Source organism: Variovorax sp. GW821-FHT10D07 (assembly GCF_059415325.1).
Window position 1 is genome coordinate 415,109 of sequence record NZ_JBWKMZ010000004.1, and the last position, 21,526, is coordinate 436,634.

Annotated in this window: 21 protein-coding genes; 9 read left to right on the top strand and 12 right to left on the bottom strand. The window is 69.8% G+C overall.

Translation table 11 applies throughout. The annotated features are described in order from the left end of the window. Positions 1–15 precede the first annotated feature (15 nt). The 5 genes from AC07PU_RS16435 to AC07PU_RS16455 all read left to right on the top strand — a co-directional run bounded on the left by AC07PU_RS16435 (position 16) and on the right by AC07PU_RS16455 (position 6,650). The gene (locus AC07PU_RS16435; RefSeq protein WP_093350249.1) at positions 16–1,065 is read left to right on the top strand and encodes an NADP-dependent oxidoreductase; all 1,050 of its coding nucleotides are present in this window, start codon (positions 16–18) and stop codon (positions 1,063–1,065) included. Between the two features lie 199 nt (positions 1,066–1,264). Then, positions 1,265–1,801: a fimbrial protein gene (locus AC07PU_RS16440; RefSeq protein WP_093350252.1), complete on the top strand. Its 537-nt coding sequence runs from the start codon at positions 1,265–1,267 to the stop codon at positions 1,799–1,801. Positions 1,802–2,054: 253 nt separating this feature from the next. After that, positions 2,055–2,780, top strand: coding sequence for a fimbrial biogenesis chaperone (locus AC07PU_RS16445; protein ID WP_296777851.1), 726 nt, complete (start codon positions 2,055–2,057; stop codon positions 2,778–2,780). A 19-nt stretch (positions 2,781–2,799) separates the two neighbouring features. Further along, positions 2,800–5,598: a fimbria/pilus outer membrane usher protein gene (locus tag AC07PU_RS16450; protein ID WP_495318818.1), complete on the top strand. Its 2,799-nt coding sequence runs from the start codon at positions 2,800–2,802 to the stop codon at positions 5,596–5,598. Next, complete coding sequence (locus AC07PU_RS16455; RefSeq protein WP_093350262.1) at positions 5,595–6,650, top strand: fimbrial protein; 1,056 nt, start codon at positions 5,595–5,597, stop codon at positions 6,648–6,650. Before AC07PU_RS16450 ends, AC07PU_RS16455 begins: the two co-directional genes overlap by 4 nt. Positions 6,651–6,729: 79 nt before the next feature. Here AC07PU_RS16455 and AC07PU_RS16460 read toward each other — a convergent pair whose 3' ends face one another. From AC07PU_RS16460 to AC07PU_RS16515, 12 genes are all read right to left on the bottom strand, one after another. After that, positions 6,730–7,053, bottom strand: coding sequence for a hypothetical protein (locus tag AC07PU_RS16460; RefSeq protein ID WP_093350265.1), 324 nt, complete (start codon positions 7,051–7,053; stop codon positions 6,730–6,732). A gap of 117 nt (positions 7,054–7,170) precedes the next feature. Beyond that, positions 7,171–8,322 (bottom strand): SLC13 family permease, encoded by a 1,152-nt coding sequence (locus tag AC07PU_RS16465; RefSeq protein WP_495318821.1) that lies wholly within the window; start codon positions 8,320–8,322, stop codon positions 7,171–7,173. After that, positions 8,319–9,560, bottom strand: coding sequence for an MFS transporter (locus AC07PU_RS16470; protein ID WP_495318822.1), 1,242 nt, complete (start codon positions 9,558–9,560; stop codon positions 8,319–8,321). Before AC07PU_RS16470 ends, AC07PU_RS16465 begins: the two co-directional genes overlap by 4 nt. A 19-nt stretch (positions 9,561–9,579) precedes the next feature. Then, on the bottom strand, positions 9,580–10,323 hold the full coding sequence (locus AC07PU_RS16475) for a hypothetical protein (protein ID WP_495318824.1): 744 nt from the start codon (positions 10,321–10,323) through the stop codon (positions 9,580–9,582). A gap of 147 nt (positions 10,324–10,470) precedes the next feature. Then, positions 10,471–11,829 (bottom strand): sigma-54-dependent transcriptional regulator, encoded by a 1,359-nt coding sequence (locus tag AC07PU_RS16480; RefSeq protein WP_495318826.1) that lies wholly within the window; start codon positions 11,827–11,829, stop codon positions 10,471–10,473. Further along, positions 11,814–13,274 (bottom strand): sensor histidine kinase, encoded by a 1,461-nt coding sequence (locus AC07PU_RS16485; protein WP_495318828.1) that lies wholly within the window; start codon positions 13,272–13,274, stop codon positions 11,814–11,816. The genes AC07PU_RS16480 and AC07PU_RS16485 overlap by 16 nt, the downstream gene beginning before the upstream one ends. A 37-nt stretch (positions 13,275–13,311) precedes the next feature. Next, entirely contained in the window at positions 13,312–14,844 is a 1,533-nt protein-coding gene (locus AC07PU_RS16490) for a class I adenylate-forming enzyme family protein (RefSeq protein WP_495318928.1), read from the bottom strand. A gap of 178 nt (positions 14,845–15,022) precedes the next feature. Continuing rightward, complete coding sequence (lipA, locus tag AC07PU_RS16495; protein WP_093350284.1) at positions 15,023–16,006, bottom strand: lipoyl synthase; 984 nt, start codon at positions 16,004–16,006, stop codon at positions 15,023–15,025. Positions 16,007–16,017: 11 nt separating this feature from the next. Continuing rightward, positions 16,018–16,713, bottom strand: a complete 696-nt coding sequence (gene lipB / locus AC07PU_RS16500; RefSeq protein ID WP_495318831.1) for a lipoyl(octanoyl) transferase LipB — start codon at positions 16,711–16,713, stop codon at positions 16,018–16,020. Next, entirely contained in the window at positions 16,710–17,942 is a 1,233-nt protein-coding gene (locus AC07PU_RS16505) for an MBL fold metallo-hydrolase (protein ID WP_495318833.1), read from the bottom strand. The genes lipB and AC07PU_RS16505 overlap by 4 nt, the downstream gene beginning before the upstream one ends. A gap of 13 nt (positions 17,943–17,955) precedes the next feature. Beyond that, the gene (locus AC07PU_RS16510) at positions 17,956–18,282 is read right to left on the bottom strand and encodes a YbeD family protein (RefSeq protein ID WP_093350292.1); all 327 of its coding nucleotides are present in this window, start codon (positions 18,280–18,282) and stop codon (positions 17,956–17,958) included. Then, a complete protein-coding gene (locus AC07PU_RS16515; RefSeq protein WP_490876460.1) occupies positions 18,279–19,175 on the bottom strand; it encodes a D-amino acid aminotransferase in 897 nt (298 codons plus the stop codon). Before AC07PU_RS16515 ends, AC07PU_RS16510 begins: the two co-directional genes overlap by 4 nt. A 126-nt stretch (positions 19,176–19,301) precedes the next feature. Between AC07PU_RS16515 and AC07PU_RS16520 the strand changes: the two genes are divergently transcribed. The 4 genes from AC07PU_RS16520 to AC07PU_RS16535 all read left to right on the top strand — a co-directional run bounded on the left by AC07PU_RS16520 (position 19,302) and on the right by AC07PU_RS16535 (position 21,526). Next, the gene (locus AC07PU_RS16520) at positions 19,302–19,775 is read left to right on the top strand and encodes an ATP synthase subunit I (RefSeq protein ID WP_093350299.1); all 474 of its coding nucleotides are present in this window, start codon (positions 19,302–19,304) and stop codon (positions 19,773–19,775) included. 24 nt (positions 19,776–19,799) lie between these two features. After that, positions 19,800–20,696 carry a F0F1 ATP synthase subunit A gene (atpB, locus tag AC07PU_RS16525; protein ID WP_093350304.1) on the top strand — a complete coding sequence of 299 codons (897 nt, stop codon included), beginning with the start codon at positions 19,800–19,802 and terminating at the stop codon, positions 20,694–20,696. A 61-nt stretch (positions 20,697–20,757) separates the two neighbouring features. Beyond that, positions 20,758–21,021, top strand: a complete 264-nt coding sequence (gene atpE / locus AC07PU_RS16530; protein ID WP_057593982.1) for a F0F1 ATP synthase subunit C — start codon at positions 20,758–20,760, stop codon at positions 21,019–21,021. A 34-nt stretch (positions 21,022–21,055) separates the two neighbouring features. Further along, positions 21,056–21,526, top strand: coding sequence for a F0F1 ATP synthase subunit B (locus AC07PU_RS16535; RefSeq protein ID WP_093350307.1), 471 nt, complete (start codon positions 21,056–21,058; stop codon positions 21,524–21,526).

A 21,526-nucleotide genomic window follows, 5' to 3' on the forward strand; every position in this document is an offset into this window, starting at 1 on the left:
TCCAGGAGACGCTTCATGACCGACACCACCGCACTCGTCAACCACCAGGTCCGCCTCGCCAAGCGTCCCGAGGCCGCCGCCACGCGCGAGCACTGGAGCTTCGGCAGCGAGCCCGTGGCCGAGCCGGCCGAGGGCGGCGTGCTGGTCAAGACGCTGTCGCTGTCGCTCGACCCGGCCATGCGCGGCTGGCTCAACGATGCCAAGAGCTACATCCCGCCGGTCGAGATCGGCGCCGTGATGCGCGCCGGCGGCATCGGCCGCGTCATCGCCTCGAAGAACCCGCAGTTCGCGGTCGGCGACACCGTCTACGGCACGCTCAACGTGCAGGAATACATGCTGATCCCGCAGGAGGAGATCAAGCGCAACGGCCTGGTGAAGATCGACCTGCGCGTGGGCAGCATCACCCAGTGGCTCAACGTGCTGGGCATGCCCGGCATGACCGGCTACTTCGGCCTGATGGACGTGGGCCAGCCCAAGGCCGGCGAGACCGTCGTGATCTCGGGCGCCGCCGGCGCGGTCGGCCAGACCGTGGGCCAGCTCGCGAAGATCAAGGGCTGCCGCGTGGTCGGCATCGCGGGCGGCGAGGCCAAGTGCGACTGGGTGGTCAAGGAGCTGGGCTTCGATGCCTGCATCGACTACAAGGCCGGCGCCGCCGCGGTGCGCGACGGCCTCAAGCAGCACTGCCCCAAGGGCGTGGACATCTACTTCGACAACGTCGGCGGCGAGATCCTCGACCTCGTGCTCGCGCGCATCGCGCGCAAGGCCCGCATCATCATCTGCGGCGCCATCAGCCAGTACAACAACGCCAACAGCATGCCGGCGGCCGGCCCCCGCAACTACCTGAGCCTGCTGGTGAACCGGGCGCGCATGGAAGGCATCGTGGTGTTCGACTACGCCGACCGCTATCCCGTGGCCATCGCCGAACTGGCGGGTTACCTGAAGGATGGGCGCATGAAGAGCAAGGAAGACATCGTGCAGGGCCTCGACACCTTCCCCGAGGCCTTGAACCGGCTCTTCAGCGGCGCCAACTTCGGCAAATTGGTGCTGCAGGTGGCGACCGAGTGATGTCAGCTCGGTAGTATTTGGCAAAACTTTCGTATCGAAAAGTTTGCAAATGGGTTTAGTTCACAAACATTGAATTAACAATGTCAACCACTGTCAACTGAGTCGAAAACGTCTTCTTCTCCTAGGAATTGGTTAATAGACTGCGCTCTGCCTTGTCAAGGCAAGTAGTTCTTTTTGTTAACAATCCCAGGGAATTCAGATGCGTAAATTCTTCAAGCTGGCGGCGCTGGCCGCTGTCGCCGCTGCGCTGTCGCAAGGCGCGATGGCTGCCGACGGCACCATCAACTTCACGGGCGAAATCGTCGATGCACCTTGCTCGATCTCGCCGAACAGCCAGAACATGACCGTGCCGCTGGGCAAGGTCGCTCGCACGGTGCTCGACGGCGGCAAGGGCAAGAAGGCCACGCCGTCGAAGTTCACCATCGACCTGCTCGGCTGCGGCGCCACCGCCAAGGGCGCGACCGTGTCGTTCACCGGCACGCCCGACCTCGACGACGCCACCAACCTGCGCCTGGCGAATGCCGGCCAGGTCGGCGTGACCACCGCTTCGGGCGTGGCCATCGAGCTGGGTGATTCCGCTGCCACCAAGATTCCGCTCGGCTCGGAATCGGCGCAATACGTTCTGGGCCAGGGCGACAACGCCCTGAAGTTCCAGGCCGTGTACGTGTCGACCAAGGACACCGTGACGGTCGGTCCGGCCAACTCCACGGCCCAGTTCACGGTCAACTACAAGTAAGCCGCCTTCGCGGAATCCGGCCCCTGTCCATTGCGCCAGGCGCCCGCTGGATTCCGCACCGGACCGACGCGGCGCGGCGACCTCGCGTGGGCGCGCCGCATCGGCCGGTTTTTCCATCACCCGTCTTTTTTCCGCCGGTGCGCCGCGTGCGCCGCCGTGCTGGGGTACGCCTGGACGCCAGCGTCCGCCGTACCGAGGAACCCGTCGTATGTGCAGCAAGAATCGAATTCGTTGGACCCTGGGCATCGTGGCGATGCTCTGCCTTCAATGGCCGGCCGCGGCGGGCGTGATGCTCGGCGGCACGCGCGTCATCCTGGGCGAGAAGGACCGCGAAGCCTCGATTCCGGTGAAGAACACCGGCACTTCGCCCTACGTGGTCCAGGCCTGGATCGACGCCGGCGAAGGCAAGAACAAGACCCCGATGCTGGTCACGCCGCCGCTGTCGCGGCTGGACCCCGGCATGGAGAACATCCTGCGCATCATGCGCGTGGCGGGCGAGCTGCCCGCCGACCGCGAAACGGTGTTCTGGCTCAACGTGAAGGAGATCCCCGAGCGCTCCAAGGACGAGAACGTGCTGCAGATCGCGGTGCGCAGCCGCATCAAGCTGTTCTACCGGCCCGCCAGCCTGGGCGGCAAGTCCGAGGAGGCCCGCAGCCAGCTGCAGTGGGCGGTGGCCGGCGGCGCGCAGGGCGCGGTGCTCAGGATCGGCAACCCGACGCCGTACCACGTGACCTTCACGGGTCTGAAGATCAACGGCGGCCAGCAGGACATCAACGCCGACATGGTGCCGCCCTTCGGCGAGTCGGTGTATCCGCTGACCGCGGTGAAGGCGCCGCAGGCGATCCAGGTCAACTTCACCACGCTCAACGACTACGGCGGCGAAACGCCCGAGGAACTGGTGCGCGTGCCCGCGGGCGATGCGCCGGTGGCCGTGAAGGCCGAGCTCGCTCCTGTCGCAGCCGACGGCGCGAAGCGCTGAGGCGCGAGGGCGAAAAGCCATGCGCCGCCGCATCCCGTCCCTTTCAGCGACCCGGCGCGCGCCGGTGGCCGGCGGCGCCCTGCGCGCGCCGTTCCGCCTGAGCCTGTGCGCCGCGGTGCTCGCGGCCCTCGGCACGCACGGTGCGCAGGGCGCGCCGGTGCAGGAGCAGGCGCCCGCGCCCCAGAAGCCGCCGGTCGCGCAGAAGCAGCAGCTCGCCGCCTCGAGCTTCAACGAGGAGTTCCTCGGCATCGGCGGCGACCAGCCCAATGCCGACCTCTCGCTGTTCTCGTTCGGCAACCGCGTGCTCGCGGGCAAGTACACCGTCGACGTCTCGCTCAACGAGCGCGGCGTGGGCCAGAGCGAGGTCCGCTTCGAGGACAAGGAAGGCACGAACGACGCGGTGGCCTGCCTCACGCGCGGCCTGCTCGACACCTGGGGCGTGAACGTCGCGGTGTTCCCGTCGATCGCCGCTGCCGCCGACGAGGCCTGCATCGACCTCGTCAACGCCATCCCCGAGTCGAAGCTCAGCTACGACGCCGGGCGCCAGCGCCTGTTCCTGAGCATTCCGCAGGCCGCGCTCAAGCGCAGCGCGCGCGGCGCCGTGGGCCCCGAGAAGTGGGACAAGGGCATCACCGCCTTCATGCTGGACTACCAGCTCAACTACTCGCGCTTCAGCGGCAGCAACTACCGCAACGACACCCCGCTGACCAACCCGCAGCTCAACGTCTTCGACGCCGCCGATCCGTTCAACCGCAACCGCAACACGCTCCAGCGCAACACCTTCTTCGCGGGCGTGCGGGCGGGCTTCAACATGGGCGACTGGCGCTTTCGCCACTACTCGACCTACAACCGCGGCCTCGATGGCCGAAGCCGCTGGCAGGGCGTCACCAGCTATGCGCAGCGCGACCTGGCCTCGATCAACGGCCAGCTGCTGATCGGCGACGGCAACACGCCCGGCAACTTCTTCGACAGCCTGCCGTTCCGCGGCGTGCAGGTGTCCTCCGACGACGCGATGCTGCCCGACAGCCTGCAGGGCTACGCGCCCACGATCCGCGGCATCGCCCAGACCAATGCGCGCGTCACCGTGCGGCAGAACGGCTACATCGTCTACAGCACCTTCGTGGCGCCCGGGCCCTTCGTGCTCGACGACCTGTATCCCACCGCCTCGAGCGGCGACCTCGAGGTCACGATCACCGAGGCCGACGGCCGCCAGACCAAGTACACCCAGGCCTTCTCGGCCGTGCCCACCTTGCTGCGCGAGGGCACCTGGCGCTACTCGGCCACCGTGGGCAAGTACCGCAACGGCTACGACAACGTGAACACCAACCCGCTGCTGCCGAGCCAGGTGCCGGCCGAGCCGGTGTTCCTGCAGGCCACCCTGGCGCGCGGCCTGCCCGACGAGTACTCGGTGTACGGCGGCCTGATCGCCGCGCGCAAGTACCAGTCGGGCCTGGTGGGCCTGGGCAAGAACATGCGCGCCTTCGGCGCCGTCTCGTTCGACCTCTCGGCCGCGCGCACCGTCGATCGCTTCGACAAGACCTACAACGGCCAGTCGCTGCGCTTCCTCTATTCGAAGGCCTTCGTCGATTCGGGCACCAACTTCCGCGTGGCCGGCTACCGCTACTCGACCAGCGGCTACCGCACCTTCCAGGAAGCGGCGCAGATGCAGGGCCTGCTGTTGCCCGACAACTTCAACAGCCGCCGCAACGAGCTGCGCTTCGAACTCTCGCAGCAGATCGGCAGCTGGGGCTCGGTGTTCGCCTCGGCGCGCCAGCAGACCTACTGGGGCACGCCCGCCAAGGACCGGCTGGTGCAGATCGGCTACTCGGGCAGCTACAAGCAGCTCGGCTACAGCGTCTTCTACAACTACAGCACCAACAACGGCGGCATCAACAGCTTCAGCACCGGCTCGATCCGTCCGGTCAGCCGGCAGCTCATGGTGATGGTCAGCATCCCGCTGGGCGACACGCGCGCCAGCGCGCAGTACACCGTGAGCCGCGACAACGACGGGCGCCTCAACCAGCAGGCCAGCGTCTACGGCAGCGCTTTCGAGGACAGCCGGCTCAACTACAACGTCACCGCGGGCCACTCGAACGCCGACGGCCAGGGCTCGAGCGGCAGCGCCAGCGCGAGCTACCTGTCGCCCGTGGGCCGCTTCGATGTCGGCCACTCGCAGGGCAAGGGCTACGGCCAGACCACCTTCGGCATGTCGGGCGGCCTGCTCGCGCACGGCGGCGGCGTCACCCTGTCGCAGCCGCTGGGCGAGACCATCGCGCTGGTGCAGGCGCCCAAGGCCGGTGGCGTGGGCTTCGAATCGCAGCCGGGCGTGGCGACCGACAGCGCGGGCAATGCGGTCATCCCGAACCTGAGCCCGTACCGGCTCAACCGCCTCGCGCTGCGCACCGGCGACCTCGGCGACACCGTCGAGGTGAAGAACGCGGCAATGGAAGTGGTGCCCACGCGCGGCGCCGTGGTGGTCGCGAAGTTCGAGACCTCGGTGGGCTTCCGCCTGCTGATGACGCTGAGCGACGCGAAGGGCCGCGTGCTGCCGCTGGGTTCGAAGATCGAGAACGAGGCGGGCCAGGAGGTCGGCATCGTCGGCCCCGACGGCCAGGCCTTCGTGACCGGCGCGGGCCAGAGCGGCAGCCTCACGGTGCGCTGGGGGCAGGGCGCGAACGACCAGTGCACGGTGGCCTACACCCTGCCCGAGGACGCCAATCCGCCGCCGATCCGCGAATTCACGGGGCAGTGCATCGGCAGCGCGGTCGACAGTGCGGCGCTGTTCGCGCCGCGAGCAAAGAAGAAGGGAGCGGAATGAACCGCAGCAATCCGTCGGGCGCGATGAAGGCGTTCTTCTCCTCCCCGCTGCGCCGCGGCGCCTCGCTGATCGCCGGGCTCGTGCTGCTGGTGGCCGCGCAGGAGGCGAGTGCCCTGTGCTCGCTGAACACCGCGGGCGGCTACGTCCCGAAGAACATCAACATGGTGATGGGACGCATCGTCGTCAGCCCGGACCTGCCCGTGGGCAGCCTCATCACCACGGCCAAGACCTTTCCCATCTACCAGGCGGGTTCGAACAACACGCCATTCACCTGCTCCGGCGGTGGCACCCTGTTCGGCGTCATCAATTCCGCGGCGGTGGGCGCGGAGTGGTCGGGGAAGGAAAAAGTCTTCGCCACCAACGTGGCGGGCATCGGCATCCGCCTGCTGCGACGGGCCACGGGGGGCAACCCGCCCGACGTGTACTACCCGCACACCTTGTCGACCACCACCACGTTCGGATCGTTCGCGACCAACGCGGACTTCGTGGTCGAGCTCTACAAGATCGCCCCCGTCACCGGCAGCGGCCCGCTGGTCAGCGGTATCTACACCACCTATTCCGGCGACCGGGGCGGCTCGGCCGTGACCACCCGCGTCGACGGCGACGCCATCACCATCGTCACGCCCAGCTGCCTCGTGGACACGGGCTCGAAGAACATTCCGGTGGTGTTCGGCAAGGTGCCGCAGAGCGACTTCAAGGGCCGGGGCACGACCGCGGCGGAGCGCAACTTCAACATCCGCCTCAAGTGCAACGCCGGAGTCGGCACGCAGAACACCGTCTACCTGCGCATGGACGCCACGCCCGATCCAGCCGGCGACGCAGGCGTGCTGCGCATCAGCCAGGCCAGCGGCTCGGCCACCGCCACCGGCGTGGGTATCCAGATCATCGATGGCCAGAAGGTGCCGGTGAAGTACGGCGACGACGCGCTGGTGGGACCGTCGAAGGACGGCGACTACGTGCTGCCCTATACCGCGCGCTATTTCCAGACCGGCAACACCGTGACGCCGGGGCAGGCCAACGGCATGGCGACCTTCACGCTGGACTACAAGTAACTGGGCAAGGCGATCCGCAAGATGGATGCGCTGGCCCGGTGAGCACCCGGCCCGGCGAGCGGCCGTCGCCGCTTCGCGTTCAGTCCACGTCCGGCCGCATCGGGATGTCGCCCATCGCGTCATCCTCGCGCAACCCGCGCGCGGCCTTCAGCAGCTCGATCGACAGTCCGTCGCCGTGGCCCGCGAAGCCTTGTGCGATGCCCTCCAGCGCGGTCGAGAGGCCGAGCTCCCCGTCGGCGCGCGCATCCATGCTGATGTTGAGCACGCGCGCCGCCATCTGGCGGTAGGTGACGGCGCCCGCGCCCTCCAGCGCCGCGACCAGGTCGAGGTACAGCGCCAGGTTCATGTCGAACACGAGCTTGGGGGTGATCTCGAAATCCTCGCTGTTGTTCTTCTTGTCCATGCCATGACTCCTTTCTTCGGGAGTCTCCACTCTAGCCACAAAAAGCGCGCGCGCTCGTCGGACACGGGCGATGTTGCTCAACGCGCACGCGTTCGAGGTCGCGCGCCCCCGCCGCCGTCACCCGAGCCGCAGCAGCAGCGCCGAGGCCGCGCACACCAAGAGGAAGGGCACGCTCAGGCGATGGAACTCGCGCAGCCCGTCGGGCAGCTTCGCGAGCCGCAGCGCGATCAGGTTGGCGAGCGAGCCCAGCACGCAGCCGAAGCCGCCCACGCTCACGCCGGCGGCCAGCGCCGGCAGGTCGTGCACGTAGCGGTCGAGCAGGATGGTGGCCGGCACGTTGCTGATGAACTGCGAGCTCACGATCGCCGCCAGGTAGGCGCGCCAGCCCTCGGCGATCGGCCATTGCGTCATCAGCGCGGCGATGAAGGGCAGCTCGGCGAGCTGCCGCAGGTCGACGAACATCAGCGCGATGATCGCGAGCAGTGCCCAGTCGACGTCGCGCAGCACGCGGCGCTGGAACAGCAGGTAGGCGCCGAACACGACCGCCAGGCCCGCGGCCAGCCAGTGCCGGTCGAGCGCGACCACGAAGCCCACGAACAGCAGGCCCGACAGCGCCAGCAGCCGCGGCTGCACCGGCGCGCTCTCGGCCGCCGGCTTGAGCGCGATCGCGGTGCGCGGCACGAGCAGCCAGACGGCGGCGAACAGCCAGAACAGCATCACGCCCACGGTCGGCGCCATCATGCCCATGAAGCCCGCGAAGCTCTCGCCGCTGCGGTGCCACAGGTAGAGGTTCTGCGGATTGCCGATGGGCGTGAGCGCCGAGCCCGCGTTGACCGCCAGCGCCTCCAGCACCACCAGCCGCGCCAGCGGCAGGTGCGCCTGGGTGGCGAGCACGCGCGTGAGCGGCACCAGCAGGAACAGGCTGACGTCATTGGTGACCAGCGCCGACAGCACCGCCGCGCTGGCGACGAGCAGCAGCGCGAGCTGGCGCAGGTTGGTGGTGCGCGCCAGCAGGCGCTGCGCGGCCGACTGCAGCACGCCGCTCTTCTCCACGCCCTGCGTGATCGCGAGCAGGCCCGCGAGCGCGCCCACGGTCTGCCAGTCGATCAGCTTCAGCCAGTCGAGCGGCGCGCGCGGCCGCACGAAGGCGAACAGCACGGCCACCGCCACCAGCACCCAGAGCAGGCCGTTGCCGCCGCCCTCGTGGGGCGATGCGGTGTCCGCGGCGGCGGTGGCGGGGGGCAGGGCGGACGCGGTGTCTTTGGTCATGGAGCGGCGGTGGTCAGGGCGGCGGAAGCGTGCGCGGCACGCGCTTCCCGCCCCCGAGTTTCGGGCATGGCGAGCGCGAACAGCGCGAGCGCCGCCGCGGCGATGGCCGCGAGCACGACGAAGGCGGTGCCGTAGCCGGCCGCGTGCGCGATGCTGCCCGCCAGCAGGTTGCTGAGCGCCGCGCCCAGCCCGACGCAGGCCGCGCCCAGGCCGAGCGCGAAGTTGAAGCGGCCGCTGCCACGCGTGAGGTCGCCGATCATCAGCGTCAGCATCACGCCGAAGATGCCGGCGCCGATGCCGTCGAGCACCTGCAGCGCGAGCAGCGCGGCGGGGCTGTCGGCCAGCAGGTAGAGCAGCCCGCGCACCGGCAGCACCGCGAAGCCGACCAGGAACACCGGCTTGCGCGCGAGCCGCGGCGCCCAGCGTCCGACCGCCATCGCGATCGGGATGGTCACCAGCTGCGTGACGATCACGCCGGCCGACAGCCACAGCGTGGCCGCGGCGCCGGTGCGCGAGCCGACCTTCTGCGCCACCAGCGTCAGCATCGCGGCATTGGCGAGGTGGAACAGGAAGGCGCAGGCCAGCAGCACGACGAGGCGGCGGTCGTGCCAGCGGACGGTGCCGGGCGCGGCATCGGGCAGCGCATCGGCGCCGCGTGCCAGCCGTGGATCGACGTCGCGGTCGCGGATCAGCAGCGCCGCCGCGATGGTCGGCAGCGCCATCGCCACCGCGTAGAAGAACATCGCGCGCGGGCCGAAGGCATGGCCGACCCAGCCGGTGCCCAGCGCCCACAGCACCGTGCCGGCCGCGGTGATCGCGGCGTTGCGGCCGATGCGCGCGTCGAGGCCGGCGCGGCCCACCATGCCGAGACTGGTGGCCGCGAGGGCGGGCGCGACCAGCGTGCCCGCGGCGCCGATCAGCGACTGGCCCGCGAGGATGGTGCCGTAGAGCGGCCACTGGGCCATCGCCACCAGGCACAGCGCAATCAGCGCGACCGCGCCCGCGATCCAGCGCGGCTTGCGGCGCACGCTGTCGATCAGCGCGCCGGCCGGTGCCTGCACCGCCAGCCCGACCAGCGCCGAGACGAACATCACGCTGCCGATGCGCTGCGGATCCCAGGCCAAGGAGCCGGCCATGAAGACCACCAGGAAGGGGCCGACGCCGCCCTGGATGTCGGGCGCGAAGAAGGCCAGCGCATCGAGGGCGCGCAGGCTGCGGCGGGAGGGCGCGGTCGTCATGGCGGGACGAGGCCGGAGCTCAGGACGCCGGGCCGCGCGGAGCGGGGCGCGGACCCGGGCCTGCGTCAGGACCCGCGCCCGGACGCGGACCGCGCAGCACCTCGGCCACCGTGTCCGCCGTCGGGCCCAGGCCGGTGGCCTCGAGCACCGTGCCCTGCGCGCCGCGCGTGCCCCAGCCGCGCGCATGGAGCTCGGCACCCGGCTTCAGTTGGTCGCGGTACATCGCGCCCACGTGCGGCGGGAAGCGCACGATGGTCTGGTCGGCCAGCAGCACGCCGCGCACGTCGCCGCGGTCGGTGTAGAGCAGGCGGTCGATGCGGCCCTGCGCACTCAGCGCATCGAGCGCGCCCGGTTCGCGCGGCGGCCGCGGCGGCGCCATGCCGGGCGCGGGCGGGGTGTCGACCAGGCTGCGGCCGTTGGCTTCGAGCGAGCGCATGCGCAGCACCGGCACGCCGGGCGCGCGCCAGCCGCCGACCTGCACCGTGTCGCCGGGCTGCAGCAGCTGCATCGCGTCGGCCGACAGGTGCGGCGGAAACGCGACCTGAGTGCCGTCGGCCAGCAGCAGGCCATCGGCCTCGCCGCCGGGGTTGAGCAGGAAGCGCTGCACGCGGCCGGTGACGACCGTGCCGGCCTCGGGCGCGGCGGCCGCGGCTGCGGCGCCCGGGGGCAGCGGGGCGCCGGGCGGCGGAGGCGGCAACTGGGCGAAGGCCGTGCTGCCCGCGAGCAGGAAGGCGGCGGCGATGAAAGGGGTGCGGACTGTCATGGGAGGCTCCTTGCGGGTGGATGTCCCGAAGACATCTCACGCAACGTGCCAGCACCGGAACCCTTTGAAATCAACGACTTGCGGGCGTCGCCGCGGCGGCGTCCGGATGATCCGGAGACAGCGGGCGTCCGCTTTCCGGACACCGCGTCATTCGAGGCCGTACTGCGTCAGCTTGCGATAGAGCAGTTGGCGGTGGATGCCGAGTCGCCGCGCTGCTTCGGCCCGGTTGCCCTGCGTCTGCGCGAGCGCATGCGCGATCAGCAGCCGCTCCAGCCTTTCGACGGCCACCGGCAGCTCGCCCTCGAGCCAGTCCGCGGGCAGCGCCGGCGCGGCATCGGCGGCCGGCGCTGCGCCCAGCGCGGCGGCCAGGTCGGCGTCGCCGATCACGCGGTGCCGCACCAGCGCCTGGCAGCGTTCCATCGCATTGCGCAGCTCGCGCACGTTGCCGGGCCAGGGGTGGCCGAGCAGGCGCCGGGCCGCCTCGGCCGACAGCGATTTCGGCGGCTCGGTCGCATCGCGCGGGACCGCGCGGCGCAGGAAGTGCTCGGCCAGCGGGATGATGTCGGCCAGCCGCTCGCGCAGCGGCGGCAGTCGGATCGACAGCACGTCGAGCCGGTACAGCAGGTCCTCGCGAAAGCGCCCCTCGCGCACGGCTACGCGCAGGTCGCGATGGGTCGCGGCGACCACGCGCACGTCGACCTTCACCGTGCGGTGCCCGCCCAGCGGCGTGACCTCGCCCTCCTGCAGCGCGCGCAGCATCTTGGCCTGCACGTCGAGCGCCATGTCGCCGATCTCGTCGAGCAGCAGCACGCCGCCGTCGGCCGCGCGGAAGCAGCCGAGCCGCTCGCCGGTGGCGCCCGTGAAGGCGCCGCGCACATGGCCGAACAGCTCGCTCTCGAGCAGCTCCTTCGGAATGGCCGAGCAGTTGATGGCCACGAAGGGCCCGCCGGCGCGCGCCGAATGGCGGTGCAGCGCGCGCGCCACCATCTCCTTGCCGGTGCCCGTCTCGCCGAGCACCAGCACCGGCATCGCGCTGGCGGCCGCCAGGCCGATGCGCTTGTGCACCTCGCGCATGGCCTCGCTCGGCCCGATCAGCTCGGCGTCGCCCGCGTCGTCGGGAGCGGCCGAGGGCGCGGCTGCCGTGCGCTGCTGCAGCGCGCGCTCGAGCACCTCGCGCACCTCCTCGCGGCCGATCGGCTTGGCCAGGTGGTCGAAGGCGCCCAGGCGCATCGCCTCGATGGTGTTGCCCGCGCTCGAGAACGCGGTCAGCACGATCACCGGCGGCAGCCGGCCCGCGCGGGCGCGCAGCGCCGAGAGCGTCTGCAGGCCTTCCATGCCGGGCATGCGGTGGTCGAGGAACACGGCGTCGAAGCGCGTGTGCGCGAGCGCCTCGAGGGCCTCGGCGCCGCCGGCCACGGCCGTCACGCCGTGGCCCAGGCCTTCGAGGGTTTCGGCCAGCGTGTCGCGGAAGGCATCGTCGTCGTCGACGATCAGGAGGTGCGCCATGGAAGCTCCAGTTCGAAACGGGTGCCCGGCGCCAGCGGCAGGTGGCGCAGCTCGCCGCCATGCGCCAGCGCCACCTCGCGCGCCAGCGCCAGGCCCAGGCCGGTGCCGTCGGCGCGGCCGGTGGCGAAGGGCTCGAACAGGCTGGCCTGCAGCGACTCGGGCACGCCCGCGCCGTCGTCGTCGACGCGCAGCGCGAGGGTGCGCGCATCGGGCTGCACCGCCGCGAGCACGACCTCGCCGCCGCGCGGCGCATGGCGCACGGCGTTGTCGAGCAGGTTGTCGATGGCGCGCGCCAGGTGCACGGGGTCGAACACGGCGCTGTCGGGCGCCTCGTGCCGCAGTACGAGCCGCACGCCCGCGGCCTCGGCCTTCGGCGCCGCGGCCGCCAGCCGCTCCTCGAGCCAGCGCGCGAGCGGCACCGGCACCGGGGCCAGCGTCACGGGCTGCACCAGCGCGAGCAGGCTCTGCACCAGCCCGTCGAGCCGGTCGATCTGGCCGACGATGGCCTGCAGCGCCGGGCCTTGCCGTTCGGGCGAGGCGGCCAGCGCGTTCTCGGCCTTCAGCCGCATGGTGGCGATGGGGTTGCGGATCTCGTGCGCGATGCCGCCCGTCATGCGGCCCAGGGCGGCCAGCCGCTGGTCGCGGCTGCGCTGCTGCGCGGCCGCGCGCAGGTGGGCACGCGCCTCCTCGAAGCGCAGCCGGTAGCGGTTGAAGCCGTCGACGATGCGGTCGAGCTCGCGCACGCCGGTGCGCGGCAGCTCGGGCATGGCGTCGCCGTCGGCATCGGCCTGCGCCAGCCGGCTCTCGAGGCGCTGCACATGGCGCAGCCCGCGCAGCAGGATCGAGCCCAGCCACAGGCCCGAGGCCAGCACCAGCAACAGCAGCACGCCGAGCCCGGTGCGCAGGCTGTCCTGGGCCGCGAGCGCGCCGCCGCTGGTGCGCGTCATGGTCCAGGCGGCGAGGTCGTCGGCCGGCGCGGGCAGCGGGCAGGCCGAGACGATCAGCGCCTCGCGGCTGCCGCGCACCACGTCGGTCTGCGGCTGGCGGGTGCGCGCCGCGAGCTGCGCCAGCTGGGCGATCAGCGGCTGCTCGGCCGCGGGCACGTCGCGCTTGACGCCGCTGCCCTCGTAGGTCGGATAGGCGTAGGCCAGCGGGCCGTCGACCGCATGCCAGACGCCGCCCTCGACCTGCGGCGCCTCGATCAGCACCAGTTGCAGCAGCACGCGCAGCAGGTCGACCTCGGGCCGTGGCGGCGCGGGCGCGGCGATCGATTTGGCGTAGCGCGCCGCGATCGCGCGGCAGGACTGCTCGGTGGCGGCGCGCCCGGCCGCCACCTGGGCGCCCGCGCTGCTGCGATAGAGCGTGAACATCACGACCGCGAGCGCGGCGCACATGCCGAGCAGCAGCACCCAGAAGAAGACCAGTTGACCGCGCAGCGATTTCATCTGCCGCGATCCTGCCCGGTCTTCGGCGCGCGGCGCGTCAGCCGCGGACGCGTTCTCGCAGCTCGCGCTTGAGCACCTTGCCGATCGCGCTGCGCGGCAGCTCGTCGATCAGCGCCAGGCCCGCGAGCCGCTGCGTCTTGCCGACCTGGGCATTGGCCCACTGCAGCAGCGCCTCGGCGGCGGTGGCATCGCCCTCGCGGCGCACCACGAAGGCCATCGGCGTCTCGCCCCATTGCTCGGAGGGCACGCCGACCACCGCCACGTCGGCCACGGCCGCATGGCAGCGCAGCACCGCCTCGAGGTCGCTCGGGTAGATGTTGAAGCCGCCGCTGATGATCATGTCCTTCTTGCGGTCGAACAGCGTGAGGAAGCCGTCGGCGTCGAAGCGGCCCACGTCGCCGGTGCGGATGAAGCGCTTGCCCGTCGCGTCGAACCACTCGGCCTCGCGCGTCTTCTCGGGCTGGCGGTGGTAGCCGGTCATCATGCCGGCCGAGTGGCCGACCACCTCGCCGGCCACCTCGGTGTCGCCGGCCGGCAGCTCGCGGCCTTCCTCGTCGATCAGCCGGATGTCGCTGCCCGGTGCCGGCTGGCCCACGGTGTGCAGCTTGGTCGGATGCAGGTGGGCCTCGAGGATGCAGGTGCCGCCGCCCTCGGTCATGCCGTAGAACTCGATCAGCCCGCCGGGCCAGCGCGCGAGCACGTCGGCCTTGAGCGCGGCATTGAAGGGCGCGCTGGTGCTGAACTTGAAGCGGTAGGCCGAGAGGTCGTGCGCGTCGAAGCGCGGATGCGCCATCAGCCGCTGGTACTGCACCGGCACCAGCATGGTGTGGGTCACGCGATGCCGTTCGGCCAGCTGCAGGTAGCCGAGCGCGTCGAACTTGGGCATCAGCACCACGCAACCGCCGAAGGCCAGCGTGGGGAAGAACACGACCAGCGTGGTGTTGGAATAGAGAGGCGTCGACAGCAGCGTGACGGTGTGGCTGTCGTACTCGTACTTGGCGCCGCGCTGCACATGGGCCCAGCGCATGCCGTGGCCCTGCACGATGCCCTTGGGCTCGCCGGTGGTGCCCGAGGAATAGATGATGTTGAAGGCCGTGCCGGGCTGCACGTCGGCGGGCTCGGGCGTGGCGCCCTCGGGCGCGAGCCAGTCGGCCAGCGAGCGGCCGATGGCCGAGCCGTCGAGCGCCACGCGCGCGATGCCGCCGGGCTGCGCCGGGCCGATCACCTCGGCCGCGCCCGCGTCGGCGAAGAGGAGGCGCGCATCGGCGTCCGAGATCATGCGCGCCAGGCTGGCCGGCGTGGAGCCCGGGGCCAGCGGCGCCACCGCCACGCCCGCGCGCAGCGCGCCGAGGAACACGGCCGCGTAGTTCACCGAGGAGGCGGCGCAGACCGCGATCGCGTCGCCGGCGCGCAGGCCGTCGCGCTGCAGGCTGGCGGCGATGCGGTCCATCAGCGCGTCGAGCGCACGGTAGTCGAGCTGCTGCGCGGCGTCGGCGAGCGCGGGGCGCTCGGGGGTGTTCTGCGCGTGGAAGCGGATCAGGTCGGCGATCACGCCGAAGTCGCGTTCCATCAGGGCCTGAAAGGAAGCGTCGGAAGAAGCGGAAGCGGGTTGCTGCAAGGTCGGATCCTCGGTCGTTGCCGGTCTTGCAGGATAGCGAAGATGCCCGGCGCCCGGTGAGCCCGAGGCGACGGGCCGCGCCATGAAAAAAGCGGCCCGAAGGCCGCTCGTTGCAGGGGGCTCGCGCGGCTCAGACGCCGGCCGCGTGCGCCTGCTGGTCCGCGTGATAGCTCGAGCGCACCATCGCGCCCACGGCCGCGTGCGAGAAGCCCATCTTGTAGGCCTCTTCCTCGAACATCTTGAAGGTGTCGGGATGCACGTAGCGGCGTACCGGCAGGTGCGAGCCCGACGGCGACAGGTATTGGCCGATGGTCAGCATGTCGATGTCGTGCGCGCGCATGTCGCGCATGACCTGCAGGATCTCCTCGTCGGTCTCGCCGAGGCCGACCATGATGCCGCTCTTGGTCGGCACCTCGGGGTGCAGCGCCTTGAACTTCTTCAGCAGGTTGAGGCTGAACTGGTAGTCGCTGCCCGGGCGCGCTTCCTTGTACAGGCGCGGCGCGGTCTCGAGGTTGTGGTTCATCACGTCGGGCGGCGCGGCCTTGAGGATCTCGAGCGCGCGGTCGTCGCGGCCGCGGAAATCGGGCACCAGGATCTCGATCTGCGTCATCGGCGAGAGCTCGCGGATGTTCCTGATGCAGTCGACGAAGTGCTGGCTGCCGCCGTCGCGCAGGTCGTCGCGGTCGACGCTGGTGATCACCACGTACTTCAGGCGCAGCTTGGCGATGGTCTTCGCGAGGTTGAGCGGCTCGTCCTTGTCGAGCGGATCGGGGCGGCCATGGCCCACGTCGCAGAAGGGGCAGCGCCGCGTGCACTTGTCGCCCATGATCATGAAGGTGGCGGTGCCGTTGCCGAAGCATTCGCCGATGTTGGGGCACGAAGCTTCCTCGCAGACCGTGTGCAGGTTGCTCTCGCGCAGGATCTGCTTGATCTCGTAGAAGCGCGTGGTCGGGCTGCCGGCCTTGACGCGGATCCACTCGGGCTTCTTGAGCACCTCGCCCTGCTGGATCACCTTGACGGGGATGCGCGAGAGCTTGGCCGCGGCCTTCTGCTTGGCCAGCGGGTTGTAGGTTTCGGCGCTCTGGGCGTCGCGGACGACTTCGGTGGTGCTCATTGGAGTTCTCGTCAAGGCGCCAGGAAAGTACCGAGCTTGCGGCCCAGCACGGCGGCGGCTTCTTCCCATGTGGATTGGACGCCGATTGTAGAAAGGTCGACCGTTTGCAGCCCGGCGTAGCCGCAAGGGTTGATCCGCGAGAAGGGTTCGAGGTCCATGTCGACGTTGAGCGCCACGCCGTGGTAAGTGGCGTGGCGGCTGACCTTGATGCCCAGCGCGGCGATCTTGCCGAGGCCGCGGAACGGGTCGTGCTCGGGCCGCGGGCCGGTGAGGGCGGCGTGCGAGATCGGGTCGTCCAGGCGCACGTAGATACCGGGCGCGCCCGCCACGCGGTGGCCGGTGACGCCGAAATGCGACAGCGTGCGCAGCACCGCCTCCTCGAGCCGGTAGACGTATTCCTTGACGAAGTAGCCCGCGCGGCGCAGATCGATCAGCGGATAGGCCACCACCTGGCCCGGGCCGTGGAAGGTGACCTGGCCGCCGCGGTCGGTCTGCACCACGGGAATCTCGCCGGGGTTGAGGATGTGGTCCTGGCGGCCCGCGATGCCCTGCGTGAAGACTGGCGCGTGCTCGCAAATCCATAGCGCGTCGGGCGTATCCGGCGTGCGTTCCAGCGTGAACTGCTTCATCGCGGCGAAGGTGGCGGCGTAGTCGACGCGGCCTTGCCGGTCGAGGGCGATGGGGGGCGCTGCGGTGTCGGTGCTCATCGTGGGGTCTGCCGCTCGGGCAGGGTGCGGGTCTCGCCGATGGCGAGCGTGAAGAAATCGTCGGCGGCCACGCCTTGGGCCTGGCGCGCGGCGGCGAGGTCGCGCGGCGGCTGGTCGAGCGCCTCGTCGGTCAGCGCGAAGGTGCCCCAGTGCACGCCCAGGCTGCGCTTGGCGCCGAGCTCGCGGTGGATGCGCACGCTCTCCTCGGGATTCACGTGCTGGTCCTTCATGAACCAGCGCGGCTCGTAGGCGCCCACGGGCAGCAGCGCGAGGTCGAAGCCCCCGCCCTGGGCCGGACCCTGGCGCGACGCGAAGCGGGCCTGGATGTCGGCGAAGTCGCGCGAGTAGCCGGTGTCGCCCGAATAGAAGAGCTGCAGCTTCGGCGACAGCACGGCGAAACCGCCCCACAGCGTCTTCAGCCGGTCGCCGAGGCCGCGCGCGCTCCAGTGCTGGGCGGGCGTGAGGAAGACCTGGGTGGCGTCCGTCGTGGCCGCGAGGCCCGCGCCGTTGCGCTGGATCCGCACCTGCGAAGCCTGCGGCGGGGCGCTGCCGGGGCTTGCGCCGGCCGGCAGCTCGAGGCTGTCCCACCAGTCGAGCTCGACCGCGTTGGCGATGCCGTGCTCGGCCAGCCAGGGCGCGATGCCCAGCGGCACCACGAACAGCGGCGATCCGCCGGCCTGCGCCGCGAGCGCCTTCACGCTGGCCTCGTCCAGGTGGTCGTAGTGGTTGTGGCTGATCAGCACCAGGTCGATGCGCGGCAGCTCGGCCAGCGCCAGGCCTGGCGGCTGGAAGCGCTTCGGGCCCGCGAAGGACACCGGCGAGGCGCGCTCGCCGAACACCGGGTCGGTCAGCAGGTTGAGGCCGCCGTTCGCGGTCGGCAGCTGCACCAGCACGGTGGCATGGCCGATGAAGGTGGCGGTGGGGCGCATCGGCTGCGCCGTGGCGTTGGCGCGCAGCAGCGCGAGCTCGGGCTTAACCACCGGCGGCGGCGCCTCGGGCGCCTTCGGCAGGCCCTTGAACCACGACGGGATCTGCCAGCGCACCAGCACGTCGATGAAGAAGTTCTTGGGCTGGAACTCGACGTAGTTGTCCTGGAAGCCGTCGCTGCGGTGATGCGGGCGGCTCGCGTCGTAATAGGGATTGGGGGCGGTGGAGCAGGCCACCGCCAGACCGCCCGCGCACAGCGCGGCCGCGAGGTGCCGCCAGCGTGTCAGCGCGGAATGCGGCATCGCTCGCCCGTGCTCAGAGCACGACCTTGACCATCGGGTGCGAGGACAGGGCGCGGTAGATGTCGTCGAGCTGCTCGCGGCTGGTGGCGGTCACGGTGATCGTCACGCCGAGGTAGTTGCCGGCCTTGCTGTCGCGCAGCTCGACGGTGGTGGCGTCGAAGCTCGGGTCGAAGCGCTCGGCGATCTGGGTGATCGCGTGCACGAAGCCGTCGACCTTCGCGCCCATCACCTTGATCGGGAACTGCGAGGGGTACTCGATCAGCGAATCCTTGCGCGGATCGGTGACGGCGTCGGCTGCGTCGGCGGCCGGTGCGGGCGTGTCGGGACGTTCGGTGCTCATGCGGATACTCCTCGTGGCGGCTGCTGCGCCTGTGCGTTGCGTCGCTTGGCCTCCTGGTAGGCCGCGTACAAGCTCTGGTAGATGGGGCCGGGTCGGCCATTGCCAATGGGTCGGTCGTCGAGCTGCGTCACGGGCAGCACCTCCTTGGTGGCCGAGGAGATCATCAGCTCGTCGGCCGCGAACACCTCGTCGCGCGCGATGCGCCGCAGCGCGAACGGGATGCCGTGCTCGGCGCACAGGCGCTCGAGCAAGCCGTAGCGGATGCCGGTCAGCACCAGGTTGTCGCGCGGCGGGCCGAGCACGGTGCCGTCCTTGACCACCCAGACGTTGCTCGAGGCGGCCTCGCTGAGCCAGTCGTCGCGGAACATCACGGTCTCGGTCGCGCCCGCGTCGACGCCGATCTGGCGCGCGATCACCGCGCCCAGCAGGCTGGTGCTCTTGATGTGCGCCTTGGCCCAACGGAACTCGTCGGCCGTCACGCATCGCACGCCGTCCGTGCGCGCCGCCTCGCCGGGCAGGATGAGGGTGTTGACCATCGCGAAGACGGTGGGCACGATGCCCTGGACCATCGCGTGGTCGCGCGGCGCCACCCCGCGCGTGACCTGGATGTAGACCGAAACGCTGGCTTCGCCGGCCGCCGAGGCCACCAGCCGCCCGGCCAGCGCACGCCAGCCCTCGCGCGTGTGCGGGTTCGGGATGCGGACCTCGGCGAGCGAGCGCTCGAGCCGGGCCAGGTGTTCGTCGAGGCAGAACAGGTGGCCGTCGTAAGCCGGGATCACTTCGTAGATGCCGTCGCCGAAGATGAAGCCGCGGTCCAGGACGCTGATCTTCGCGTCGCGCAGCGGAAGGTATTCGCCATCGAGATGGCACAGGGTGGCGGGCAGGGATTGCATGGCGCAAATTATGAGCGCCGGGCCGAAGGTGTCGCTTGTGCGCCCAAGATGTCAGGATCGGCGCGGGTTTGTCCTTATAATCAGAGGCTTTGTAGAATTCGCGGTAGGCAAGGGGTCGCATTCCAAATGACAACCAAGACCCCTGAAGCTGAACCCGAGGCCGAAATCTCTGATTTCGAGCCGCTCACGCCCGAAGAGGCGCAGCGGCTGCGCGAGCAAAATCCCGAACTGTCGCCCTGGTGGGTGATCGGGGCCCAAGTGGCCTTGGGAGTGATCGTGGCGGGAGTTGCATGGGTGTGGACTGGACTGTCGTCCGCCGCCGTGTCGGCGCTCTACGGAGCGATGGCGGTGGCTGTACCGGCGGCGCTGTTCGTTCGAGGCGTACGGCGCGGAACGGGAGCAGTGTCACAGTCCGCTGCCATGCTGAGGTTTTTTGTGTGGGAGTCGATCAAGATCGTGCTGACCGTGGCCATGCTGGTCGCGGCACCGTGGCTGGTCGGAGGGCTGAACTGGCTGGCGCTGGTCGCTGGCGTGATCGCCGCCCTGAAGACGTACTGGATCGCGCTCGTGGTGCGGCCCAGGTTGTTGAACCGGATTTGACTGTTTAAAAAAGAGACGCTGAAGATGGCCGCCGAAGGACACGCACCGACTGCGAGTGAGTACATCGTTCATCACCTCCAGCATTGGCAGGTCGACTGGAGTCTCAATCCCGTGGTGCAGAAGTCGATCGTCGACTTCAACATCATCAATCTCGACTCCGTCCTCTATGCGCTGATCATCGGCGCACTGGGCTGCTTCGTGCTCTGGCTGGCCGCGCGCAAGGCCTCGTCGGGCGTGCCGGGCCGCTTCCAGGCCGCGGTCGAGATTCTGGTCGAGATGGTCGACAACCAGACCAAGGCCAACATCCACAACGCCAAGAGCCGCAAGTTCATTGCGCCGCTCGCGCTCACGGTGTTCGTCTGGATCTTCCTGCTCAACGCCATGGACATGCTGCCGGTGGATCTGCTGCCGGCCATCTGGGCGAAGCTGCATGAAGTTGCCGGCCACGATCCGCATCATGCGTACATGCGCGCCGTGCCCACGGCCGACCTGTCCACCACGCTGGGCCTGTCGACCTCCGTGCTGCTGCTGTGCCTGCTCTACAGCATCAAGATCAAGGGCGTCGGCGGCTGGGCGCACGAACTGGTGACCGCGCCGTTCGGCACCAGCAAGAACCCCGCGTTTGCCGTGATCCTCGGCATCGTCAACCTGCTGATGCAGATCATCGAGTACGTGGCCAAGACCGTGTCGCATGGCATGCGGCTGTTCGGCAACATGTACGCGGGCGAACTCGTTTTCATGCTGATCGCGCTCATGGGCGGCGCGATGGCTGCGTCGTTCTCGGGAGTGCTGTTGCCAGTGGGCCACGTCATTGCCGGTACTGTCTGGGCGATCTTCCACATTCTGGTGATCACGCTCCAGGCATTCATTTTCATGATGCTGACGCTCATTTATCTGGGCCAGGCTCATGAGGCCCACTGAGGCTCGGTTCCCTTTCGTTCTTTTTCTTTTGCATTCATCCAGTTAAATCTAAGGAGTCATCATGGAAGCATCCAACGTTCTCGGTCTCGTTGCTCTCGCCTGTGGTCTGATCGTCGGTCTCGGCGCTATCGGTGCATCGATCGGTATCGCCCTGATGGGTGGCAAGTTTCTGGAATCGTCGGCCCGTCAGCCCGAACTGATGAACGACCTGCAGACCAAGATGTTCATCTTGGCCGGTCTGATCGACGCGGCCTTCCTGATCGGCGTGGCCATCGCCCTGCTGTTCGCGTTCGCCAACCCCTTCCTGTCCGCCCTGCCGAAGTAATCCGGTTTCAACGCCACTCTAGAAAGGTGTTGCCGTGAGTATCAACGCGACCCTGTTCGTTCAGGCCATCGTCTTCCTGTTGCTCGTGCTGTTCACGATGAGATTCGTGTGGCCGCCGATCGCGAAGGCTTTGGATGACCGGGCACAAAAGATCGCCGCGGGCCTGGCGGCCGCCGACAAGGCCAAGGCCGAACTGCAGTCCGCCAACCAGCGCGTCGAACAGGAACTGTCGGCTTCTCGCACCGAGACCGCCAGCCGTCTGGCCGACGCCGAGCGCCGCGCCCAGCAGATCATCGAAGAAGCCAAGGGCCGTGCGAACGAAGAGGCCAACAAGATCGTCGCGGCTGCCCGCGACGAGGCCGAGCAGCAGACCGTGCGTGCCCGTGAAGCCCTGCGCGAGCAGGTTGCCGCGCTGGCCGTCAAGGGTGCCGAGCAGATTCTCCGCAAGGAAGTCGATGCCGGCGTCCATGCCGACCTGCTCCAGCGCCTGAAGACCGAGCTCTGA

What these genes read in the sequence shown, in the direction of transcription:
- AC07PU_RS16435 (WP_093350249.1), top strand. Translation starts at nt 16, where the DNA reads ATGACCGACACCACCGCACTCGTCAACCACCAGGTCCGCCTCGCCAAG.
- AC07PU_RS16440 (WP_093350252.1), top strand. Translation starts at nt 1,265, where the DNA reads ATGCGTAAATTCTTCAAGCTGGCGGCGCTGGCCGCTGTCGCCGCTGCG.
- AC07PU_RS16445 (WP_296777851.1), top strand. Translation starts at nt 2,055, where the DNA reads ATGCTCTGCCTTCAATGGCCGGCCGCGGCGGGCGTGATGCTCGGCGGC.
- AC07PU_RS16450 (WP_495318818.1), top strand. Translation starts at nt 2,800, where the DNA reads ATGCGCCGCCGCATCCCGTCCCTTTCAGCGACCCGGCGCGCGCCGGTG.
- AC07PU_RS16455 (WP_093350262.1), top strand. Translation starts at nt 5,595, where the DNA reads ATGAACCGCAGCAATCCGTCGGGCGCGATGAAGGCGTTCTTCTCCTCC.
- AC07PU_RS16460 (WP_093350265.1), bottom strand. Translation starts at nt 7,053, where the DNA reads ATGGACAAGAAGAACAACAGCGAGGATTTCGAGATCACCCCCAAGCTC.
- AC07PU_RS16465 (WP_495318821.1), bottom strand. Translation starts at nt 8,322, where the DNA reads ATGACCAAAGACACCGCGTCCGCCCTGCCCCCCGCCACCGCCGCCGCG.
- AC07PU_RS16470 (WP_495318822.1), bottom strand. Translation starts at nt 9,560, where the DNA reads ATGACGACCGCGCCCTCCCGCCGCAGCCTGCGCGCCCTCGATGCGCTG.
- AC07PU_RS16475 (WP_495318824.1), bottom strand. Translation starts at nt 10,323, where the DNA reads ATGACAGTCCGCACCCCTTTCATCGCCGCCGCCTTCCTGCTCGCGGGC.
- AC07PU_RS16480 (WP_495318826.1), bottom strand. Translation starts at nt 11,829, where the DNA reads ATGGCGCACCTCCTGATCGTCGACGACGACGATGCCTTCCGCGACACG.
- AC07PU_RS16485 (WP_495318828.1), bottom strand. Translation starts at nt 13,274, where the DNA reads ATGAAATCGCTGCGCGGTCAACTGGTCTTCTTCTGGGTGCTGCTGCTC.
- AC07PU_RS16490 (WP_495318928.1), bottom strand. Translation starts at nt 14,844, where the DNA reads ATGGAACGCGACTTCGGCGTGATCGCCGACCTGATCCGCTTCCACGCG.
- lipA (WP_093350284.1), bottom strand. Translation starts at nt 16,006, where the DNA reads ATGAGCACCACCGAAGTCGTCCGCGACGCCCAGAGCGCCGAAACCTAC.
- lipB (WP_495318831.1), bottom strand. Translation starts at nt 16,713, where the DNA reads ATGAGCACCGACACCGCAGCGCCCCCCATCGCCCTCGACCGGCAAGGC.
- AC07PU_RS16505 (WP_495318833.1), bottom strand. Translation starts at nt 17,942, where the DNA reads ATGCCGCATTCCGCGCTGACACGCTGGCGGCACCTCGCGGCCGCGCTG.
- AC07PU_RS16510 (WP_093350292.1), bottom strand. Translation starts at nt 18,282, where the DNA reads ATGAGCACCGAACGTCCCGACACGCCCGCACCGGCCGCCGACGCAGCC.
- AC07PU_RS16515 (WP_490876460.1), bottom strand. Translation starts at nt 19,175, where the DNA reads ATGCAATCCCTGCCCGCCACCCTGTGCCATCTCGATGGCGAATACCTT.
- AC07PU_RS16520 (WP_093350299.1), top strand. Translation starts at nt 19,302, where the DNA reads ATGACAACCAAGACCCCTGAAGCTGAACCCGAGGCCGAAATCTCTGAT.
- atpB (WP_093350304.1), top strand. Translation starts at nt 19,800, where the DNA reads ATGGCCGCCGAAGGACACGCACCGACTGCGAGTGAGTACATCGTTCAT.
- atpE (WP_057593982.1), top strand. Translation starts at nt 20,758, where the DNA reads ATGGAAGCATCCAACGTTCTCGGTCTCGTTGCTCTCGCCTGTGGTCTG.